Annotated in this window: 18 protein-coding genes; 9 read left to right on the forward strand and 9 right to left on the reverse strand. The window is 66.1% G+C overall.

Annotated elements, in window-relative coordinates; all coding sequences use genetic code 11:
* Positions 1-227 precede the first annotated feature (227 nt).
* Positions 228-674, forward strand: coding sequence for a hypothetical protein (locus tag DFR39_RS14515; protein ID WP_133604299.1), 447 nt, complete (start codon positions 228-230; stop codon positions 672-674).
* Between the two features lie 87 nt (positions 675-761).
* On the opposite strand, the gene DFR39_RS14520 is transcribed toward DFR39_RS14515, so the two are convergent.
* The gene (locus tag DFR39_RS14520; protein WP_246030846.1) at positions 762-4,658 is read right to left on the reverse strand and encodes a DUF3683 domain-containing protein; all 3,897 of its coding nucleotides are present in this window, start codon (positions 4,656-4,658) and stop codon (positions 762-764) included.
* 420 nt (positions 4,659-5,078) lie between these two features.
* Here DFR39_RS14520 and ugpB point away from each other — a divergent pair, with 420 nt between their 5' ends.
* The 5 genes from ugpB (at position 5,079) to ugpQ (ending at position 10,061) form a co-directional block, all read left to right on the forward strand.
* Positions 5,079-6,392, forward strand: coding sequence for a sn-glycerol-3-phosphate ABC transporter substrate-binding protein UgpB (gene ugpB / locus DFR39_RS14525; protein WP_133604301.1), 1,314 nt, complete (start codon positions 5,079-5,081; stop codon positions 6,390-6,392).
* A 105-nt stretch (positions 6,393-6,497) separates the two neighbouring features.
* A complete protein-coding gene (ugpA, locus tag DFR39_RS14530; RefSeq protein ID WP_133604302.1) occupies positions 6,498-7,385 on the forward strand; it encodes a sn-glycerol-3-phosphate ABC transporter permease UgpA in 888 nt (295 codons plus the stop codon).
* Position 7,386: 1 nt separating this feature from the next.
* Entirely contained in the window at positions 7,387-8,241 is an 855-nt protein-coding gene (gene ugpE, locus DFR39_RS14535; protein WP_133604303.1) for a sn-glycerol-3-phosphate ABC transporter permease UgpE, read from the forward strand.
* Positions 8,242-8,250: 9 nt separating this feature from the next.
* Positions 8,251-9,318: a sn-glycerol-3-phosphate import ATP-binding protein UgpC gene (locus tag DFR39_RS14540; protein WP_133604304.1), complete on the forward strand. Its 1,068-nt coding sequence runs from the start codon at positions 8,251-8,253 to the stop codon at positions 9,316-9,318.
* Between the two features lie 5 nt (positions 9,319-9,323).
* Positions 9,324-10,061 carry a glycerophosphodiester phosphodiesterase gene (gene ugpQ, locus DFR39_RS14545; protein WP_133604305.1) on the forward strand — a complete coding sequence of 246 codons (738 nt, stop codon included), beginning with the start codon at positions 9,324-9,326 and terminating at the stop codon, positions 10,059-10,061.
* A gap of 121 nt (positions 10,062-10,182) precedes the next feature.
* On the opposite strand, the gene DFR39_RS14550 is transcribed toward ugpQ, so the two are convergent.
* The 5 genes from DFR39_RS14550 to DFR39_RS14570 all read right to left on the reverse strand — a co-directional run bounded on the left by DFR39_RS14550 (position 10,183) and on the right by DFR39_RS14570 (position 16,351).
* Positions 10,183-11,343 carry a Fic family protein gene (locus DFR39_RS14550; RefSeq protein ID WP_133604306.1) on the reverse strand — a complete coding sequence of 387 codons (1,161 nt, stop codon included), beginning with the start codon at positions 11,341-11,343 and terminating at the stop codon, positions 10,183-10,185.
* Between the two features lie 179 nt (positions 11,344-11,522).
* Positions 11,523-12,107 carry a GNAT family N-acetyltransferase gene (locus tag DFR39_RS14555; RefSeq protein WP_133604307.1) on the reverse strand — a complete coding sequence of 195 codons (585 nt, stop codon included), beginning with the start codon at positions 12,105-12,107 and terminating at the stop codon, positions 11,523-11,525.
* Between the two features lie 31 nt (positions 12,108-12,138).
* Positions 12,139-13,488, reverse strand: a complete 1,350-nt coding sequence (locus tag DFR39_RS14560; protein WP_133604308.1) for an MFS transporter — start codon at positions 13,486-13,488, stop codon at positions 12,139-12,141.
* A 274-nt stretch (positions 13,489-13,762) separates the two neighbouring features.
* Complete coding sequence (locus DFR39_RS14565) at positions 13,763-14,638, reverse strand: GNAT family N-acetyltransferase (RefSeq protein WP_133604309.1); 876 nt, start codon at positions 14,636-14,638, stop codon at positions 13,763-13,765.
* An 84-nt stretch (positions 14,639-14,722) separates the two neighbouring features.
* Positions 14,723-16,351 (reverse strand): gamma-glutamyltransferase family protein, encoded by a 1,629-nt coding sequence (locus tag DFR39_RS14570; RefSeq protein ID WP_133604310.1) that lies wholly within the window; start codon positions 16,349-16,351, stop codon positions 14,723-14,725.
* Positions 16,352-16,466: 115 nt separating this feature from the next.
* Here DFR39_RS14570 and DFR39_RS14575 point away from each other — a divergent pair, with 115 nt between their 5' ends.
* Together DFR39_RS14575 and DFR39_RS14580 are read left to right on the forward strand one after the other, a co-directional pair.
* Positions 16,467-17,360 carry a LysR family transcriptional regulator gene (locus tag DFR39_RS14575; protein ID WP_133604311.1) on the forward strand — a complete coding sequence of 298 codons (894 nt, stop codon included), beginning with the start codon at positions 16,467-16,469 and terminating at the stop codon, positions 17,358-17,360.
* A gap of 88 nt (positions 17,361-17,448) precedes the next feature.
* Positions 17,449-17,766 (forward strand): hypothetical protein, encoded by a 318-nt coding sequence (locus tag DFR39_RS14580; RefSeq protein ID WP_133604312.1) that lies wholly within the window; start codon positions 17,449-17,451, stop codon positions 17,764-17,766.
* Positions 17,767-17,945: 179 nt separating this feature from the next.
* On the opposite strand, the gene DFR39_RS14585 is transcribed toward DFR39_RS14580, so the two are convergent.
* The gene (locus DFR39_RS14585) at positions 17,946-18,428 is read right to left on the reverse strand and encodes a GNAT family N-acetyltransferase (protein WP_133604313.1); all 483 of its coding nucleotides are present in this window, start codon (positions 18,426-18,428) and stop codon (positions 17,946-17,948) included.
* A 47-nt stretch (positions 18,429-18,475) separates the two neighbouring features.
* Here DFR39_RS14585 and ureG point away from each other — a divergent pair, with 47 nt between their 5' ends.
* A complete protein-coding gene (ureG, locus tag DFR39_RS14590; protein ID WP_133604314.1) occupies positions 18,476-19,132 on the forward strand; it encodes an urease accessory protein UreG in 657 nt (218 codons plus the stop codon).
* A 40-nt stretch (positions 19,133-19,172) separates the two neighbouring features.
* On the opposite strand, the gene DFR39_RS14595 is transcribed toward ureG, so the two are convergent.
* The gene (locus tag DFR39_RS14595; RefSeq protein WP_133604315.1) at positions 19,173-19,418 is read right to left on the reverse strand and encodes a (2Fe-2S)-binding protein; all 246 of its coding nucleotides are present in this window, start codon (positions 19,416-19,418) and stop codon (positions 19,173-19,175) included.
* 225 nt (positions 19,419-19,643) lie between these two features.
* Positions 19,644-20,123, reverse strand: coding sequence for a bacterioferritin (gene bfr / locus DFR39_RS14600; protein ID WP_133604316.1), 480 nt, complete (start codon positions 20,121-20,123; stop codon positions 19,644-19,646).
* Positions 20,124-20,293: the final 170 nt, after the last annotated feature.

The following is a 20,293-nucleotide window of genomic DNA, read 5'->3' on the forward strand; positions in this document are numbered from 1 at the left end:
GTCGCTGCGGCATCCGTCACAGAAGAACGCGATGGAGAGGCCGGCCAGGCCGCGGACAACACGCGTGCGACGAATTCGCTTCATCACGCAAAGAACCAGCTCATCGCACACAAGGCACGTTTCATCGCAAGCAACTAGGCCGTGACACGGCTCGACTCTTAGGCTGAGCGCCAGCCAGCAGGCTCTTACCGAATCTGCCGCTGGCCCTTCAGTTCAAGGAGTCAACGATGTTCACGAAGAAACCCGCCACTGCGGCCGCCCTGCTCGCCCTGTGCCTGAGCGCCCTTCTGACCGCGCCCGCGCAGGCACAGCGCAGCACGGATCTGCAGCGTGTTGAGGTGAGTGGCCAGCCCACACCCCGCACCGATGTCGCGAAGGCTTGCCCCGACATCGGCGAGACGCTGCAGCGTTCGCTCGCCCGCGTGGTGCATCTGGAGCGGCGCACCGGCACTGTGAACGTGGACTTCAGTCTGCGTGAGCAAGCCGTGACGCAGGTGAGCTCACAGGGCGGGCCGTTTGAATACCATGCCGCCATCCGACGGGCCGTGCGAAGCCTGGACTGCCAGGGCAGCACTCAGGCCACGGCCTCATACCGCTTCCAGATCGCCTTCACACAGGAAGATGCGGCGGAGCAAGACGGTCCGCGCGTGGCCGTGCTGCTACCGCGGCATTGAGAACAGGCCGGCGCTCGCCGGCCGATGGCTTCGCCAGCTTCACGCCCACCAAAAGGTGGGCGAGAGCCTCGCCGCAACGGGCGAGGCTCAGACCAGCACGCGCTCGATGCCGCCCTGGTTGGCGCGGGCCACGTACTCGGGCATCCAGTTTTCGCCCAGGATCTGGCGCGCCATCTCGACCACGATGTAGTCGGCCTCCAGCAGGCCGTTCTGCAGATCGTTGCCGTAGCGGTTCAGGCCCTGCAGGCAGCTGGGGCAGCTGGTCAGGATCTTGAGGTTGTCCTGGGCGCCGACCTTGCCGCTCTCGCGCAGCTGGGTCTCGGTCTTGCGCAGCTCCTCTTCCTTGCGGAAGCGGATCTGGGTGGAGATGTCGGGCCGGGTCACGCCCAGCGTGCCGCTCTCGCCGCAGCAGCGCTCGCTCTTCACCACCTCGGGGCCGACCAGGGCCTTGACCGTCTTCATCGGCTCCTGCTGCTTCATGGGGCTGTGGCAGGGGTCGTGATAAAGGTAGGCCTGCTTGGATTCGAGGGTGATGCCCTTTTCCAGCAGGTATTCGTGGATGTCCACGATGCGGCAGCCGGGGAAGATCTTCTCGAACTCATAGCCCTGCAGCTGGTCGTAGCAGGTGCCGCAGGACACGACCACGGTCTTGATGTCCAGGTAGTTCAGGGTGTTGGCCACGCGGTGGAAGAGCACCCGGTTGTCGGTGATGATCTTCTCGGCCTTGTCGAACTGGCCGGAGCCGCGCTGCGGGTAGCCGCAGCACAGATAGCCCGGGGGCAGCACGGTCTGCACGCCGGCATGCCAGAGCATGGCCTGGGTGGCCAGGCCCACCTGGCTGAACAGGCGCTCGGAGCCGCAGCCGGGGAAGTAGAACACCGCCTCGGTCTCGGCCGTGGTGGCCTGCGGGTTGCGGATGATGGGGACGTAGTCCTTGTCCTCGATGTCCAGCAGGGCGCGGGCGGTCTTCTTGGGCAGGCCGCCCGGGAGCTTCTTGTTGATGAAGTGGATCACCTGCTCCTTGATGGGCGCGGTGCCCACCGTGGCGCGCGGTGCCGCCGTCTGCTTCTTGGCCAGGCCCTTGAGCAGGTCGTGCGCCAAGCGCTGCGCCTTGAAGCCCACGCCCACCATGGCGCTGCGCGCCAGCTTGATGGTCTCGGGGTTGGTGGCGTTGAGCATCAGCATGGCCGCGGCATTGCCGGGGCGGAAGCTCTTCTGGCCCATCTTGCGCAAGAGATTGCGCATATTCATGGTCACATCGCCGAAGTCGATCTTGACCGGGCAGGGGCTGGCGCATTTGTGGCAGACCGTGCAGTGGTCGGCCACGTCCTCGAACTCCTGCCAGTGCTTGATGGAGACGCCGCGGCGCGTCTGCTCCTCGTAGAGGAAGGCCTCCACCAGCAGCGAGGTGGCCAGGATCTTGTTGCGCGGGCTGTAGAGCAGATTGGCGCGCGGCACATGCGTCGCGCAGACCGGCTTGCACTTGCCGCAGCGCAGGCAGTCCTTGACGCTGTCGGCAATGGCGCCGATATCGCTCTGCTGCATGATCAGAGACTCATGCCCCATCAGCCCGAAGCTTGGGGTGTAGGCATTGGTCAGATCGGCAAAGGTGCCGTGGGTGGAGGCTTCGGGCCGCAGCAGCTTGCCCTTGTTGAAGCGGCCCTCGGGGTCGATGCGCGCCTTGTAGTCGGCGAACGGCGCCAGCTCGGCCTCGGAGAGGAACTCCAGCTTGGTGATGCCGATGCCATGCTCGCCCGAGATCACACCATTGAGCGAGCGCGCCAGCTTCATGATGCGGGCCACGGCCTCATGGGCCGTCTGCAGCATCTCGTAGTTGTCGGAGTTGACCGGGATATTGGTGTGCACATTGCCGTCGCCGGCGTGCATGTGCAGGGCCACCCAGACGCGGCCGCGCAGCACCTCCTTGTGGATGCGCTTGGCCTCGTCCACGATGGGCGCGAAAGCGCCGCCCGCAAAGATGCTTTGCAGGGGCTTGAGAATCTGCGTTTTCCACGAGGCGCGCAGGCTGTGGTCCTGCAGCTGGTCGAAGAAGGAGCGCTCCTCGCCACGGGGCAGGTCCAGCCCATCCATCCAGCCCTGCCACAGGGCGCGCACCTCGGCCAGCAGGGCCAGGGCCTGCTGCAGGCGGTCTTCCAGCAGCTCGGCGCTGGGGATCTCGCCGGCGTCGTCGCTCTTGCCCAGGGGCAGATTGCCGCGCTCGAACCAGGCCGCCAGCGCATCCACCAGGGCCAGCTTGTTGCGCAGGCTCAGCTCCACATTGATGCGCTCGATGCCCAGGGTGTACTCGCCCATGCGCTCCAGCGGGATCACCACGTCTTCATTGATCTTGAAGGCATTGGTGTGCTTGGAGATGGCGGCCGTGCGCTTGCGGTCCAGCCAGAACTTCTTGCGCGCATCGGCGCTGATGGCCACAAAGCCCTCGCCCGAGCGGCCATTGGCCAGGCGCACCACCTCGGAGGTGGCACGGGCCACGGCGTCGGCATCGTCGCCCACGATGTCGCCGATCAGCACCATCTTGGGCAGGCCACCGCGCTTGCTCTTGGTCGCGTAGCCCACGGCCTTCAGATAGCGATCGTCTAGATGCTCCAGGCCGGCCAGGATGGCGCCGCCGGGCTTCTTGGCCTCCGCGAACATGAAGTCCTTGATGTCCACGATGGAGGGCACGCAGTCCTTGGGGTTGCCAAAGAACTCCAGGCAGACCGTGCGGGTGTGGGCGGGCATCTTGTGCACCACCCAGCGCGCGCTGGTGATCAGGCCGTCGCAGCCTTCCTTCTGGATGCCGGGCAGGCCGGCCAGGAACTTGTCGGTGACGTCCTTGCCCAAACCTTCCTTGCGAAAGACACGGCCGGGGATGTCCAGGCGCTCGGTACGCTCCAGCTTCTTGCCCGAGGCATCGAAGTAGCGCAACTCGAAGCTGGCCACTTCCACATCATGGATCTTGCCCAGGTTGTGGTTCAGGCGATGCACCTCCAGCCACTTGGCCTCGGGCGTGACCATCTTCCAGCTGGCGAGGTTGTCCAGGGCCGTGCCCCAGAGCACGGCCTTCTTGCCGCCGGCATTCATGGCGATATTGCCGCCGATGCAGCTGGCCTCGGCCGAGGTGGGGTCCACCGCGAACACAAAGCCGTGCTGCTCGGCCAGATCGGCCACGCGCTGCGTGACCACGCCGGCCTCGCTGAAGATGGTGGCCACGGGGCGATCCAGGCCCGGCAGCTGCAGCATCTCCACGCCGCGCAGGGCCTCGAGCTTCTCGGTGTTGATGACGGCGCTGTTCCACACCAGGGGCACGGCGCCGCCGGTGTAGCCGGTGCCGCCGCCGCGCGGGATGATGGTCAGGCCCAGCTCGATACAGCCCTTGACCAGCTGGGCCATCTCGGCCTCGGTGTCGGGGGTCAGCACCACAAAGGGGTACTCGACGCGCCAGTCGGTGGCGTCGGTGACATGGGCCACGCGGGCCATGCCGTCGAACTTGATATTGTCCTTGGCCGTGTGGCGCCCCAGCAGCTTGACGCTGCGGCGGCGCAGCTCGGCGGTGCGCTCGAACAGGCTGGCGAATTCCTGCACCGCGCTACGCGCCGCGCTCAGCAGCTCGCCGACCAGGGCATCGCGCTGGGCGTCGGTGCTCGGGTCGCGGCGCTTTTGCACCTCGCCCAGCCGGTGCTCCAGGGCCTCCACCAGCAGGGCGCGGCGCTTGGGGTTGTCCAGCAGATCGTCCTGCAGATACGGGTTGCGCTGCACCACCCAGATATCGCCCAGCACCTCGTAGAGCATGCGGGCGGAGCGGCCGGTGCGGCGCTCCTGGCGCAGCTGGTTCAGCAGCTCCCAAGCACGAGACCCGAGCAGGCGGATCACGATCTCCCGGTCGGAGAAAGAGGTGTAGTTGTAGGGAATCTCGCGCAGACGCGGCGCGTCGCTGACATGCTCTGGCGCCAGCGAGCTGGCAAGGGCGGCGGGAACAGGCATCGGCTGATGCGGTGCATTCATGGCGACCGGGCGCTGTGCGCACCCTCGGTTGGCTGGCAATCCCTCAGGGACTTCCGGCGAGCTGGAATTTGGCAGGCGGGTGGGGCCGACGCCGCGGAGCTTGTGGCCCCTGGCAGGGGAGCACGCATCACTCCCAGGCGTCAGGCCGCAAATCCTACCGCAGCGCAGCATGCCCGCCGCGGCATAGGCCTTTGTTCCTGCCGCCAAACTGCACCAAGATGACGCATTCGCGCACGAATTACATCCGATTGCAGCACCAGGCCAGGGCCCGGCCCTATTGCCCCCCTGTCGCGTCCATGTCACAACATGGCTGTCACAATTGTCAAATAGGCTGCGCGCAGCCGCAAAAGTCCGATTGCTGGCAACCAAGTTACTTCGAATTACGGAGCACCCCCGACAATGATCAAGACCAAGTCCCTGCAACTGGCAGCCACTTTGCTGGCCGCCGGTCTCGCGAGCAACGTCCAGGCCCAGACCGAAATCCAGTGGTGGCACTCCATGGGCGGCGCCCTGGGTGAATGGGTCAATGACCTCGCCAAGGACTTCAATGCCAGCCAGAAGGACTACAAGATCGTGCCGACCTTCAAGGGCAGCTACGACGAGTCCATGACCGCCGCCATCGCCGCCTTCCGTGCCGGCAATGCGCCGCATGTGCTGCAGGTCTTCGAGGTGGGCACCGCCACCATGATGGCCAGCAAGGGCGCCATCGTGCCCGTGGGCGAGGTGATGAAGAAGGCCGGCGTGACTTTTGATCCCAAGGCCTATGTGCCCGCCGTGGCCGGTTACTACACCGCCCCCAACGGCCAGATGCTGAGCTTCCCCTTCAACAGCTCGACCACCGTCCTGCACTACAACAAGGACGCACTGAAGGCCGCCGGCGTCAACCCTGACCAGCCGCCCAAGACCTGGTCCGAGGTGGCCCTGGTGGCCGCCAAGCTCAAGGCCAGCGGCCACAAGTGCCCCTTCACCACCAGCTGGCAGAGCTGGACCCAGCTGGAGAGCTTCTCCGCCTGGCACAACGTGGAATTCGCCACCAAGGGCAATGGCTTCGGCGGCACCGACACGCGCCTGGCCTTCAACTCGCCCCTGCATGTGCGCCACATCGAGAACCTGTCGAACATGGCCAAGCAAGGCCTGTTCGTCTACAAGGGCCGCGGCAACTCGGCTGACGCCACCTATGTGTCGGGTGAGTGCGCTATGACCACCGGCTCTTCGGCGCTGTATGGCAACACCAAGCGCAATGCCAAGTTCGCCTTCGGCATCTCCACCCTGCCCTACTACCACGATGTGGCCGGCGCACCGCAGAACACCGTGATCGGCGGCGCCAGCCTGTGGGTGATGTCCGGCAAGAAGGCCGAGGAGTACAAGGGCGTGGCCCAGTTCTTCGCCTTCCTGTCGCGCCCGGAAGAGGCGGCCAAGAGCCACCAGCGCACCGGCTACCTGCCGCTGACGACTGCCTCTTACGAGATGACCGAGAAGAGCGGCTTCTACAAGGCCAACCCCGGCACCGATGTCTCGGTCGAGCAGATGATCCGCAAGACCACCGACAAGTCGCGCGGCATCCGCCTGGGCAACTTCGTTCAGATCCGCACCATCATCGATGAGGAGATGGAGCAGGTCTGGGCCGGCAAGAAGAGCGCCAAGGAAGGTCTGGACGCTGCCGTCAAGCGCGGCAACGAGCAGCTGGAACGCTTCCAGAAGGCCAATAAGTAAATCCTGAAACCGTCGTCGGCCGTGGCAGCTCTGCCTGCCGCGGTCCCTTGACCCGCCCCCCCGGTTCACCGGGCGGCGGGTTTGATCTTTTCTGAAGGACCCGTGATGTCTGTAGAAAAAAGAGTCCTGTTCCGATCGCGCTGGCTGCCCTGGCTGCTGCTGGCGCCGCAGGTGGCCGTGATCACCATCTTCTTCTTCTGGCCCGCTGGCCAGGCCCTGCTGCAGTCGCTGCAGCAGCAGGATGCCTTCGGCACCTCCGTCGAGTGGGTGGGGCTGGAGAACTTCCGCAACCTCTTCAATGACGAGAGCTACCTGGCCTCCTTCAAGATCACGGCCCTGTTCTCCGCCCTGGTGGCGGTGTGCGGCCTGTCGGTGGCCTTGATCCTGGCGGTGATGGCGGACCGCGTCATCAAGGGCGCCATGGCCTACAAGACCCTGCTCATCTGGCCCTATGCCGTGGCCCCGGCCGTGGCCGGCGTCTTGTGGCTCTTCATGTTCGCCCCCTCCATCGGCGTGGTGTCCTACACCCTGCAAGCCATGGGTCTGGACTGGAACCACCTGCTCAACAGCAATCACGCCCTGACCCTGATCGTGGTGGCGGCCGTCTGGAAGCAGATCTCCTACAACTTCCTGTTCTTCCTGGCGGGCCTGCAGTCCATCCCCAAGTCCCTGATCGAGGCCGCGGCCATCGATGGCGCCAGCCCGGCACGCCGCTTCTGGACCATCGTCTTCCCCCTGCTCTCGCCGACCACCTTCTTCCTGCTGGTGATCAATGTGGTCTACGCCTTCTTCGACACCTTCGCCATCGTCGATGCCACCACGCATGGCGGCCCCGGCAAGGACACGGCCATCCTGGTCTACAAGGTGTACTACGACGGCTTCAAGGCCCTGGACCTGGGCGGCTCGGCCGCTCAATCGGTGGTGCTGATGGTGGTGGTGATCGCCCTGACGGTGCTGCAGTTCCGCTTCGTCGAAAAGAAAGTGCAGTATTGATATGGTTGAACGTCGTCCAGCCCTCACCCTGCTGGCCCATCTGACGCTGATCCTCGGCGTGCTGATCGTGGCCTTCCCGGTCTATCTGACCTTTGTGGCCTCCACCCAGACGGCCGAGCAGATCGCGCAAAGCCGCCCGCTGTCCCTGCTGCCCGGCGACCATATGCTGGAAACCTGGAAGCTGGCCCTCTTCGGCGGCGAGACCAGCGCCGGCAGCAAGATCCCGGCGGCCCTGCCCATGCTGAAGATCAGCCTGATCAGCGCCCTGGTGATCTCGATCGGCAAGATCGCGATCTCCCTGCTCTCGGCCTTTGCGATCGTCTACTTCCGCTTCCCCTTCAAGCAGTTCTTCTTCTGGGCCATCTTCGTCACGCTGATGCTGCCGGTGGAAGTGCGCATCGGCCCGACCTATGAGGTGGTGGCCGATCTGGGCCTGCTCAACAGCTATGCGGGCCTGACCGTGCCCCTGATCGCCTCGGCCACCGCCACCTTCCTGTTCCGCCAGTTCTTCATGACGGTGCCGGACGAGCTGGTGGAAGCCGCCCGCATGGACGGTGCCGGCCCGATGCGCTTCTTCAAGGATGTGCTGCTGCCCCTGTCCAGCACCAGCATCGCGGCCCTGTTCGTGATCCAGTTCATCTATGGCTGGAACCAATACCTCTGGCCCCTGCTGGTGACCACCGAGGAAAGCATGTACCCCGTGGTGATGGGCATCAAGCGCTTGGTCGCGGGCGAGTCCTACACCGAATGGAATGTGGTCATGGCCACCGCCCTGCTCGCGATGATCCCGCCCGCCCTGGTCGTGATGCTGATGCAGAAGTGGTTCGTCAAGGGCCTGGTTGACACTGAAAAGTAAGAGATAGATATGGCAAGCATTTCCCTGCGCAATGTGGTCAAGCGTTATGGCCACGGCCCCAAGGCCAACCAGGTGATCCATGGCGTCAATGCCGAGATCAAGGACGGCGAGTTCATCGTGATCGTGGGTCCCTCGGGCTGCGGCAAGAGCACCTTGCTGCGCATGGTGGCCGGTCTGGAAGAGGTGTCCGACGGCGAGATCGCCATCGGCACCCGCGTGGTCAACAATGTTGAACCGGCGGACCGCGACATCGCCATGGTGTTCCAGAACTACGCCCTGTATCCGCATATGAGCGTGTTCGAGAACATGGCCTATGGCCTGAAGATCAAGAAGGTGCCGCTGGACGAGATCAAGGCCCGCGTGGACAAGGCGGCCAAGATCCTGGAGCTCTCGCACCTGCTCGACCGCAAGCCGCGCCAGCTCTCCGGCGGTCAGCGCCAGCGCGTGGCCATGGGCCGCGCCATCGTGCGCAACCCACAGGTCTTCCTGTTCGATGAGCCGCTGTCCAACCTCGACGCCAAGCTGCGCGCCCAGACCCGTCTGGAGATCCAGAAGCTGCATGGCGAGCTGGGCGTGACCTCGCTCTTCGTGACCCACGACCAGGTGGAGGCCATGACCCTGGCCCAGCGCATGATCGTGATGAACGGCGGCCATATGGAGCAGATCGGCACGCCCGAGGAGGTGTACAGCCGCCCCGCCACCACCTTTGTGGCCGGCTTCATCGGCTCTCCGCCCATGAACCTGCTCAAGGGCCAGGCCCAGGGCAGCAGCTTCACGGTGGGCGGCGTCACCCTGGCCCTGCCGGCACCGGCACCGCGTGACGGCGAACTGATCCTGGGCCTGCGCCCCGAGCATCTGGATCATTGGAACGCCGCGAATGGCTGGGCCTTCAAGGTCGAGATGATCGAGATGCTGGGGGCCGAGCGCCTGATCTATGGCCGCCTGGGCACCGAGCAGTTCACGCTGCGCATCGACGGCACCCTGACCCCGCCCAAGATGGGTGACACCCTGATGCTGGAAGTCAGCGCCAAGCAGCTGCATTGGTTCGACCCCGCAACGCAGAAACGCGTGGAGTGATCACGATGAGCGCCTGGCCCATGCCCTTCTGGATCGCGCACCGCGGCGCCGGCAAGCTGGCGCCGGAGAACACCCTCGCGGCCTTCCGCGAGGGCGCGCGCCATGGCTGGCGCGCCTTCGAGTGCGATGCCAAGCTCAGCCGCGACGGCCAGCCCTTTTTGCTGCATGACGCCACGCTGGACCGCACCACGCCCGAGCGCGGTGTGGCCGGCGAACGCGACTGGGCCGAGCTCGCACGCATCGATGCCGGCGCCTGGCACAGCCGCGCCTATGCCGGGGAACCCATCCCCAGCCTGGACGCACTGGCCCGCTACTGCTTGGCCAACCGCTTCGCGCTGAACATCGAGATCAAGCCCACGCCCGGCACCGAGCGCCACACCGGCGAGGTGCTGGGCCGCGAGGTGCTGCGCCTGTGGGCCGGCTCGGGCACCCTGCCCCTGTTCAGCAGCTTCAAGCCCGAGGCATTGGAGGGCGCTCGTGCCAGCGCGCCCGAGGTGCCGCGTGGCCTGCTGGTCGACAAGCTCTGGGACGGCTGGTTCGCCACCGCCCAGGCCCTGGGCTGCGCCGCCGTGATCACCAACTACGCCTTGATGGACCGCGCCCTGGTGCAGCAGTTGCACGCCGCCGGCATGAAGGCCGTGGTCTACACGGTCAACGACCCGGCCACCGCGCAGTGGCTGATCGGCAATGGCGTGGACGGCATCATCAGCGATGCGGTGGATCGCTTCTCGCCTGCGGGGTGAGTGACGCGGACGGGGGGCATCCGCAGCTTCTGGCACGCGCCGGCGAACTCTGAGAGGAGGCCCCACTCAGCCCGCAGAAACGCCAAGTTGCTCGTGGGCTTACTCCTCCTGCGTGCGCTGTTTATCGCGGTCGGTTCAGCGTGTCTGGGATGAAGCCCTCATTGGAGAGCGCTCGGATCACGCCACGAATCAAGAAGTTGTTGGCGAAGCCGACCGTGTACTGCCGAGCCCCCTCGCGGATGGGGGCGAGCATGCCGCGCTCGACCAGTTTGCCGACCTGGTAAGTTCGACTACGTTCGTTCAGCTCAGGCATGGCATCTTTCAGGTCACTAGTCTTGGCCACGCCAAGCCTCGCTGTCGCCAGCAAGATCCGCTCTTCCATCTGGGTGACCAGCTCACGCTCGCGGGCGTAGTGCAGCGCGGGCGTCAAGATGCGCTCGATGAGGTAGTTCGCATCCGTCAGGCGGTCCACCTTGCGCAGCTCATCCAACATGCCGCTGAGCACGTACACGCACCACGCCTCGCGCCCCTCCATCGTGCCGATGTCGGCCTTGGCCAGCATGGCGTAGTACTGGTCACGGTCATTGCAGAAGATGGCTGTCGGATTGAGCACCCGACCACCTGCCTTTACGTTGAATCCGTACTTGATCAGCAGGGTGTAGGTCAGCAGGCGCACGCAGCGGCCATTGCCGTTGCCAAAGGGGTGCACCCATGCGAAGCGGTGGTGGGCCAAGGCCACTTTGATGAGGTCGTACTTGGCAGGGTCCGGGTGATTGATGAACTGAACCAGCTCCCCCATGTACTGCGGCACGGCCACTGCCTCGGGGGGCACGTGCTCGGATTGCGAAATCTTGACCGGCCCTTGTCGGTAGGCACCGGGGTTATCGTCGCCCTCGCGTTCCAGCCCCTGCACCGTCATCGCATGCAGTTCACGGATGAAGTGCTCGGTGACTTCCTGCCCCGGCGCGAAATGCTCTTCGATGAAGCTCATGGCCTCTTCGATATTGGCCATCTCGCGCAGTTGGTCGCTCAGCTCGGCGGGCTGGGCCTCCAACCGGCTCTCCACGTAATCGGCCAGCGTGGTGTGGTTGCCCTCGATGCGGGCCGAACCCAGGCTCTCCAGCATGTGGAAGATGTGCTTGAGCTGAAAGAAGACCGGCGCCGGGGTACTGCCGCCCAGTTGCAGGCGACGCAGATGCTGCAACTCGGTCACCACATCGACCAGCGGAGAGTCGAACGCGGGGTTCAGCAGGCAAAGGTCATGATGATGAAAGGCTGGCATGTCCGGAGCTCTCCAAAAGAACTCGGGAAGTCTGGCACATTATCTACAAGCTGTTAAGTTTACATCTGCAATTTTCAGCTTTTTATCAAGCAAAAACAATAGCTTACGGCATCCACTTGACATCAGGATTAGCAAAACTTCTTGTCAGTCATCTGCAAATCACGCCAACAACAACGACATCAAAGAGCCGCAATCCGCGCATACACACAGGTGTCGCGCGGCTCGCCGGCCGTGTTCAGCGCGTCGCGGCGCAGCACACCCTCCAGCTCGAAGCCGCAGCGCTCGGCCACCGCGCGGCTGCGGGTGTTCAGCGCGTCCGCACGGATCTCCACCCGGCGCGCGCGCAGCTGGGTGAACGCCATGTCGGCCAGGGCGCGCACGGCCTCGCTCACATAGCCCTGGCCCTGGGCGCTGCTGCGCACCCAGTAGCCGATCTCAAAGCGCCGCACGGCCCAATCGAGGCGGTGCAGGCCGGTGCCGCCCAAGAGGCGCCCGGCCTGGCCCTGCGGCCCCTTGAGATAGAACTGGTAGACCAGATCGCTGCGTTCGATGAAGCGCGCCACCTGGTGGCGCACCACGGCCTCGCTGTCCTCGACACTGGGCGCCGTCTGGGCCCAGATCATCCAGGGCCTGAGCTCGGCCAGGGACTCGCAGATGGCCGCATTCAGGGCCTGGCCCAGGCCGATATGGGGCATGGCAATCACCAGTCTCTCGGTCTCCAGGCGCTCCGGCACCTGGATCAGCACGGGGTCGGGCAGGCTCATGGCCGGGGCTCCTCTTGGGGCGACTTCATCATCACTTGCTGGGCTGCAGGCTGGGTTCGGCACTGGCCGGGTCGGACGGCGGCTCCGGCACGCTGTCCTCAGGGCTGGGCAGCTCGCGCACGGCGCGAATCACGCCATGACGCCAGACCAGGGCCGTGAGCAGCACGGCGCCGGCGCCGGCAAAGGCCAGGGCCGCGCGCAGGCCCAGATGCTCGCCCAGCCAGCCCCCGATCAGGGCACCGGGCCCCGCCGGCAGCAGGATCAGCCAGCGCATGGTGCTGGTCATGCGGCCCAGCAGGGGCGCGGGCGTGACCGCCTGGCGCAGGGACAGGAAGTTGATGAAGATCAGCACCGCCCCGATACCAAAGGTGAAGAGCATGAAGGCAAAGGCGGCGATGCCCAGGGCATTGGCTGGCGCCACCGAGAGCAGCAGCCAGCCCAGGCCGCAGACGCCAAAGCCCGCGATCAGGCTGGGCCCGGGGCCCAGACGGCGGCTGATGCGGTGACCAAAGACGCTGGCCAGCACCGTGCCCGCGCCCAGGGCCACATAGCTCAGGCCCACGGTCTGGCCCGAGAGGCCCAGGGTGCGCGTGGCAAAGAGGATCTGCACCACCAGGGCCGCGTTGTGGAAGAGCTGCCAGCCGCCCACGGCGGCGGCCAGGCTCACCAGCAGGCGCTTGTTGCGCACAAAGCGCAGGCCGGCCTTGAGGTCACGCCAGAAGTCCGCGTCGGGCTGCACGCGCAGCTGCTCCTGCACCTTGATGCCGCGCAGGATCAGGGCCGAGATCAGCACCAGCACCGCATTCACCGCCAGGGCCATGGGTGCGCCCATGAGCTTGATAAGCGCGCCCGCCAAGCCGGGGCCGGCGACCTCGGCACCGGACGAAGCCAAGGCATTCTTGGCATGGGCCTCCACCAGGCGCTCGCGCGGCACCACCTGGGTCAGCACGATCTGGGCGGCGCTGCCGGCCGTGGTGTAGACCGTGCCCAGCACAAAGCCCACCGCATAGAGCCAGGTCATGGACAACCAGCCCATCCATGCGGCCACGGGCACGGTGGCCACGACCAGGGCCAGGCAGGTCTCGCCCCAGATATAGACCGGCAGCTTGCGCACCCGGTCCAGCCACACGCCCGAGGGCAGGGAGAAGAGCACAAAGGGCGCGATCTCCATGGCCGTGAGCAGGCCCATCTGGGTGGGGCTGGCGTTCAGCAGCAGTGCCGCCGTCAGCGGCAGGGCCAGCATGGTGATCTGCCCACCCAGGGAGCTGATCAGGATGGAACTCCAGAGGCGGCGGTAGATACGGTCGCGCAGCAGATCCCCGGGAGGCAGGGTCAGGCTTTGCTTGAGCCGGTCAAACCAGGGCGTGGGCCGGGTCGACATGGGAATCTCCAGAATCGGCGCCACAAGCGAGCTCCAGACCGGGAGCTCTCAAAGGCTGGCGCCAAGATAAACAAGACGGGGAGCGGCGGGGAAGCGCGGTGTCCCCGAAAAGGCAGCGCGGAGCGCTCAGGCAAACAAGCCGCGCGCGACCACCGGCGCCACGGCAAGGCCCGTGGTGCGGCATCTGGTGCGATCGAGCAGCTTGGTCATGGCCGGCTTGGGAGTGAGCAAGCATCGTACAGGCTCGCTTGACGCCGGACAAGTTCGGGCCGCCTCAGCCCGGGCGCTGATCGCGCAGCGGACGGCGCTGCGCGCCCCAGAAACGGCCCTCGCGGCGATAGCCCAGGCGCTCGTAGAGGCCTATGGCCACGTCCTCGGGGTCGGCGCAGATCACCAGGCGCTCCAAGCCCATGCGCTCCACACCGTGCAGGCTGGTCGCGGCAATCAAGGCGCTGCACAGGCCGCGGCGGCGCCAGTCCGGGTGCGTGCCCACAAACTGGAAGCGCCCCAGCCGGCCTGCGTGGAACAGGCCGCAGTCGGCCACCAGGGCGCCGCTGGCGCGGTGGCGGATGCCAAACCAATGGCCCCGCCCCGCTGCCTGCATGGCGGCATAGCGCCGCATCTGCCTCAGACGGAACTCACGGTAGCGGTCGCCCTCGAACCCCGGGGGACGGCTGGCGCATTGCAGGTCCACGACCTCGACCTGCCGCCCTGGCCGCCCCAGATCCAGCATCTGGAACTCGAAGTCCGACGCCAGCGGGCGACTCGGGGGCCGCAGCTGAGCGGCCCCGGCGCTGAGCTGGGCCGTGGCAAAGATCTCGAAGCCGGCCGCCTGCCAGCTCAGCAGGGGCTCATGGGGAGCGCGGGCATCGAAGCCTATGGCCACATGGCCGGACTGCGGCATATGGCGGCCCACCTCGTCCTCGAAGCGTGCCAGCCAATGCGCCAGATCGGCATCGCGCGGCGGCTGCGGCAGCACCAGACAGTTGCCCCAGTAGAAGAGCGGGTTGTCCGGCGTGCGCAGCACCAGGCAGTCGGGCCGCGCCTGCACCAGGCCGTCGAAGCGGATGAAGATCAGCTCGGTCTGCCAGCCCAGGGAGAAGCTGGCGGGCGAAAGCGGCACGGCATCGGATTCGAGACTGGGACACATGCCCGCAAGCCTAGCGCGAGCACGGCTGCCCGCCCAGTGCCCAGTGCCCGGAGCAGGGCCGGCCCCTGCAGCCCCCGGGCAGCCTCAATAGCCCACGGCCGCGCCATCGCGGCGCGGGTCGCTGGCCGCCACATAGCCCTCCACTGCCGGGTCGCCCAGGCGCCAGATGAACTGGCCGGCGCCGAAGTCCTGGTAGCTGTCGTGGATGTCGCCGATCTCGTGCCCCAGGGCGCGCAGACCCTCGATGGTCTCGGGCTTCATGCTGGGCTCCACATTGATGGACAGGCCCTCGTTGAAGCGCCAGCGCGGCGCGTCGCAGGCGGCCTGGGGATGCTGCTTGTAGTCGAGCATGCGCACCAGGGTCTGCATATGGCCCTGGGGCTGCATATTGCCGCCCATCACGCCATAGCTCATCACCGGCTGGCCGTTCTGGGTCAGGAAGGCCGGGATGATGGTGTGGAAGGGGCGCTTGCCCGGCGCCACCTGGTTGGCGAAGCCGTCTTCCAGCGTGAAGCCATGGCCGCGGTTCTGCAGCGAGACACCATAGCCCGGCACCACCAGGCCCGAGCCGAAGCCCATGTAATTGCTCTGGATGAAGCTGACCATCATGCCGCTCTCGTCGGCCGTGGTCAGGTAGATGGTGCCGCCCTTGACCGGGTTGCCGGCCTTGAAGTCCTGGGCCTTCCTGGGGTCGATCAGCTTGGCACGCTCGGCCAGATAGGCCGGGTCCAGCATCTGGGCCGGCGTCATCGCCATCGCGGCGGGCTCGGCCACGTATTTGTAGACATCGGCAAAGGCCAGCTTCATGGCCTCGATCTGCAGATGCTGGGAGGCGGTGCTGTCCACCGCATGCTGGGCCACATCCAGATGCTTGAGGATGCCCAGGGCCATCAGGGCCGCGATGCCCTGGCCGTTGGGCGGAATCTCGTGCAGGGTGTGGCCGGCATAGTCCTGGCTAATGGGGGTGACCCACTCGGGCTGGTAGGCCGCGAAGTCGGCCGCGGTCATCGCGCCACCGGTCTGCTTGGCAAAGGCCTCCACGGCCGCAGCCACCTCGCCGCGGTAGAAGGCCTCGCCCTGGGTCTCGGCGATCAGGCGCAGGGTGCGTGCCGCCGCCTTGAACTGAAAAAGCTCACCCACATGGGGCGCGCGGCCCTTGGGCAGAAAGGCCTCGGCAAAGCCGGGCTGGGCCACCAGCTCCTCGACCTTGGAGGCCAGGGTCCACTTCTGCTGCACGATCACCGGCACCGCATAGCCGCGCTCGGCAATCTCGATGGCCGGCGCCATCAGATCGGCAAAGGGCAGCTTGCCAAAGCGCTGGCTCAGAGCCACCCAGCCGGCCACCGCGCCGGGCACGGTGACGGCATCCCAGCCGCGCTTGGGCAGGCTCTTGGCCTCAGCGCCGTACTTCTTGCGGAAATAGCCCACATCCCAGGCCTGGGGCGCGCGGCCCGAGGCGTTGAGGCCATGCAGCTGCTGGCCGTCCCAGAGGATGGCAAAGGCGTCCGAGCCCAGGCCGTTGCTGCAGGGCTCCACCAGGGTCATGCAGGCCGCAGTGGCGATGGCGGCGTCCACCGCATTGCCGCCCTGGGCCAGGATGCGCAGGCCCGCCTGCGCCGCCAGCGGGTGCGAGGTGGACACGATAGTGCGGGCGAACAGCGGGCTGCGCTGGCTGGGGTAGCCGCTGTTCCAGTCAAAGGCGTGCTGGCTCATGGTGATGAAGAACTCCGGAAGCAGTGGGGGCGGAAGTGACGAGTCCCGATTGTGAGAGCTGGCCCATCGCAAGAAAAGCTAATATTTCTTGCCTCTATCACAAGACTTTCTTGCCATGCCCAGCCTGCGTACCCTTCGCTGCTTTGTCGCCGTGGCGCGCCAGGGCTCCTTCGCCGCCGGCGCGGCCGAGGTGGCCCTGACCCAGGCCGCGGTGAGCCTGCAGATGCGCAATCTGGAGGTCGAGCTCAAGCGCACGCTCTTCGACCGCGGCGGCCAGGGCGGGCGCTCGGCCCAGCTCAATGCCGCGGGTCAGGCCCTGCTGCCCTGGGCGGAGCGCATGCTGGCCCTGGATGCGCAGCTGCACGAAGAGCTGCGGGACGCTGCCCAGCGCGCCGATCCCATGCAGGGTGCCTACCGGGTGGGCGCCGTGGTCTCGGCCGTCGCGCCACTGGCCCACGCGGTGGTGGCGCTCAAGCAGGCGCACGCGGGTCTGGAGCTCAAGTTGGTCTCGGCCAAGTCGGGCGAGCTGGCGGCCCAGGTGCAGGCCGGCCAGCTCGATGCCGCCGTGCTGGTGCGGGGCCCGGGTCGCATTGCGCCGGGGCTCGCCTGGATTCCTCTGTATGAGGAGGCCCTGGTGCTGCTGGCGCCGGCCGATGCGGCGCGCCAGAGTCCCGCCCGGCTGCTGAGCCGCAGCCCCTTTCTGCGCTTTGACCGCAGCGAGCGCACCGGCGTGCTGGTGGAACAGGCCCTGCGCCGCCTGGGGTATCCCAAGCGGCAGGAGTTCCTGGAACTCAACTCCATCGAGGCCCTGGCCGAGCTGGTGCGTCAGCGCGTGGGCGTGGCCCTGCTCCCCCTGCTGCGCAAGGCCGGCTGGGAGCAAGACCCGGCACTGCGCGTGCTGCCGCTACCGGGCCTGCCGCTGCGGCGCAGCCTGGGCCTGCTGTGTCGGCGCAGCGTGCGCGGGCCGCTGACCGATGCCATCGTGAAGCAGTTCGGCAGCCACTTGTAAGACATTGCAAGCAGCTCGCCAGGGGGTCAACTGCGGGTCTTCCGCCCTCGTTGTGTCACTACCTTTCACCACTCCACGGAGAGTCACGATGAGCACCCTGAAGACCACCCTGAGCACCGCCCTGCTGGCCCTGTCTGCCGGTGTTGCCCTGGCACAAGCCCCTGCGGCTCCGGCGGCCACGCCGGCTCCCAAGACCGAGGCCAAGGCCGAGGTGAAGGCTGCCGCGAAGGCCGAGCCCAAGGTCGAAGCCAAGGTGGCCGCACCGGCTCAGGCCGCAGCCTCGCAGGCTGCCGCCAAGCCCGCCGCCAAGGCCGAGACCGCCAAGGAAGCCACGGCCAAGCCCGCAGCCGCGGCGGCCGTCAAGCCTGAAGCCAAGACCGAGACCAAGCCGGCCGCCAAGCCCTGATCACATCGGGTCCGCGCCTCAACGGCAAGACCTGACCCCCGCGGAGCTGCGGCTCCGCCCCCCGCCGCAAGGTTCACCCCTTGCGGCGCTGCGCGTTCTGGTGAATCCGGAATGCGCGCTGCGCGGCAAGGATCGCTCTGTCGACCTTGTTGTTCTTCTTCTCCGTGGTGTGCTCCGTTTCAGAGCCCCTTGTCGCGCAACACCATCAGCAAGTCTGGGCAGCCTTCCTCATTGCCCGAACCATCACCCCGCGCCTGCACAACGAAGCCATGACGCTCGTAGAAGCGCCGCGCTCCCGCGTTCGCCTCGAAGGTATGGAGCTTGAGCGGCCGTGGCAGGCGTGCCAAGGCATGCATCAGCAAACGCGTGCCCAGGCCGCGTCCCATATGGTCGGGATGCAGATACAGCTGATCGATCCATGCACCCTCCTCCTCGGCAAGCTCCGGTGCCTCGCTGAGAAAGCCCAGCACTGGCCCCTTGATCGTTTCGCTCACGACCCAGGTACGTCCCGCTGGCAGCAGGATGTCGGCCACCCAGCTCCGCACCTCGGCCTCGGTGTGGGACAAAGGTGCATAGGCCAGGTAAATGCGGCGGGCCGCCAGATAGAGGCTGGCGATCGGCTCGGCATCCCGGGCGCTGGCCGGCCGGATTTCATGGCTCATGGCACTATGTTTGCTTGCATCGCTGGACCGCCATACTGACACAAGCCATGAGCACGACCACTCCCCTGCACCACATTCCCGGCCGTACCAAGAAGCTGCCCCCGCTGCGCGTGGGTGTGGGCGGTCCGGTGGGTTCCGGCAAGACCACCCTGGTCGAGGTGCTGTGCAAGAACCTGCGCGAGCGCTACGACCTGGTGGTGGTCACCAATGACATCTACACCAAGGAAGACCAGCGCCTGCTCACCGTGGCCGGCGCGCTGGAGCCCGAGCGCATCATGGGTGTGGAAACGGGCGGCTGCCCGCACACCGCCATTCGCGAGGACTGCTCCATCAATCTCGAAGCGGTGGACCGCCTGCTGGAAAAGTTCCCGAACGCCGACATCGTCTTTGTGGAGAGCGGGGGCGACAACCTGGCCGCCACCTTCAGCCCCGAGCTCTCGGACCTGACCATCTATGTGATCGATGTGGCCGCGGGCGAGAAGATCCCACGCAAGGGCGGCCCCGGCATCACCAAGAGCGATCTTTTCGTGATCAACAAGACCGATCTGGCGCCGCATGTGGGCGCCAATCTGGAGATCATGGAGGCGGACACCCGGCGCATGCGCCCCACCAAGCCCTTTGTGATGAGCAATCTCAAGACCGGCACCGGCCTGGATCAGGTGATTGATTTCATTGAGACCAAGGGCCTGCTGAAGGCCGCCTGAGTGCCGCGCGGGCTACGACAGCCCGCGACGGCACGCCACATCAGGCCAGGCTGAGCGGCACGACCTTGCGTTCGCTGCCGCCGGCCACGTCCACATGACACAGACCCGGACAGCCCTGCTTGCTGCCCACCGCCACATCAAAGACCTCGCGGGCGCAGTCGTGGCAGCAACCACAGGCCGAGGCCACCCGGGTTTCGTCCTGCAGGAGCTCGAAGTTCCGGATGCCGGCGTCCACGGCATGGCGGATGTCGCGGTCGGAAACTCGGTGGCAGAGGCAGACGATCATGGTGGCGTGAGCGGGCTGGAACGCCCGGCGGATCAGGTGTCCGGGCGTCACGCACTCTAAAGCAAATGCGAACCTTTCTCAATCATATTCGCAGCAAAGACCCGCGCCGCCGCCGGGATTTGCGCAGAAAAGTCATCAACAAACCCTACGAATGACAAAGGCCGCGGCTGAGCCGCGGCCTTGCTGATGTCGCCGGCCCATCGCGGGCCGGTTCATCAAGCGGGTTCAGGACTCGCCACCGCCCATCTGGGACTGCAGGTAGTTCTGCTCGCCCACCTGCTTGACCAGTTCGATCTGGGTTTCCAGGTGGTCGATATGCTCCTCGGTGTCGCTGAGGATGTCTTCCAACAGCTCGCGCGAGACATAGTCGCGCACGCTCTCGCAGTAGGCGATGGCTTCCTTGAGCAGGCCGTGCGAGCCCATCTCCACACGCAGATCGCAGCTCAGGATCTCCACGGCGCTCTCGCCGATATAGAGCTTGCCCAGGTCCTGCAGATTGGGCAGGCCCTCAATCTGCAGGATGCGGTCCATCAGGCGGTCCGCATGCTTCATCTCCTCGATGGACTCCTGGTACTCGTGCTTGGCCATGCGCTCGAAGCCCCAGTTCTTCAGCATGCGGTAGTGCAGGAAGTACTGGTTGATCGCGGTCAGCTCGTTCTTGAGCTGTGCATTGAGGTATTCCAGAACCTTGGCATCGCCCTTCATCTTCATCTCCTTCTTGCGGACTGGCGAGCATTGTGCGCCCGCCTGCGCTTGAGGGCGGACAAGACCCGACCCCGGCGCATTGCATGCGAAGCGTTTGCAGCTGCGGGCCAGACCGCCGCGCAGCCCCTCCTTGGTGGGATGCGCTTTGTGCTTGCTATTGCGAATAGTTC

It is taken from the genome of Roseateles asaccharophilus (genome assembly GCF_004362405.1).
Lineage (GTDB): Bacteria > Pseudomonadota > Gammaproteobacteria > Burkholderiales > Burkholderiaceae_C > Kinneretia > Kinneretia asaccharophila.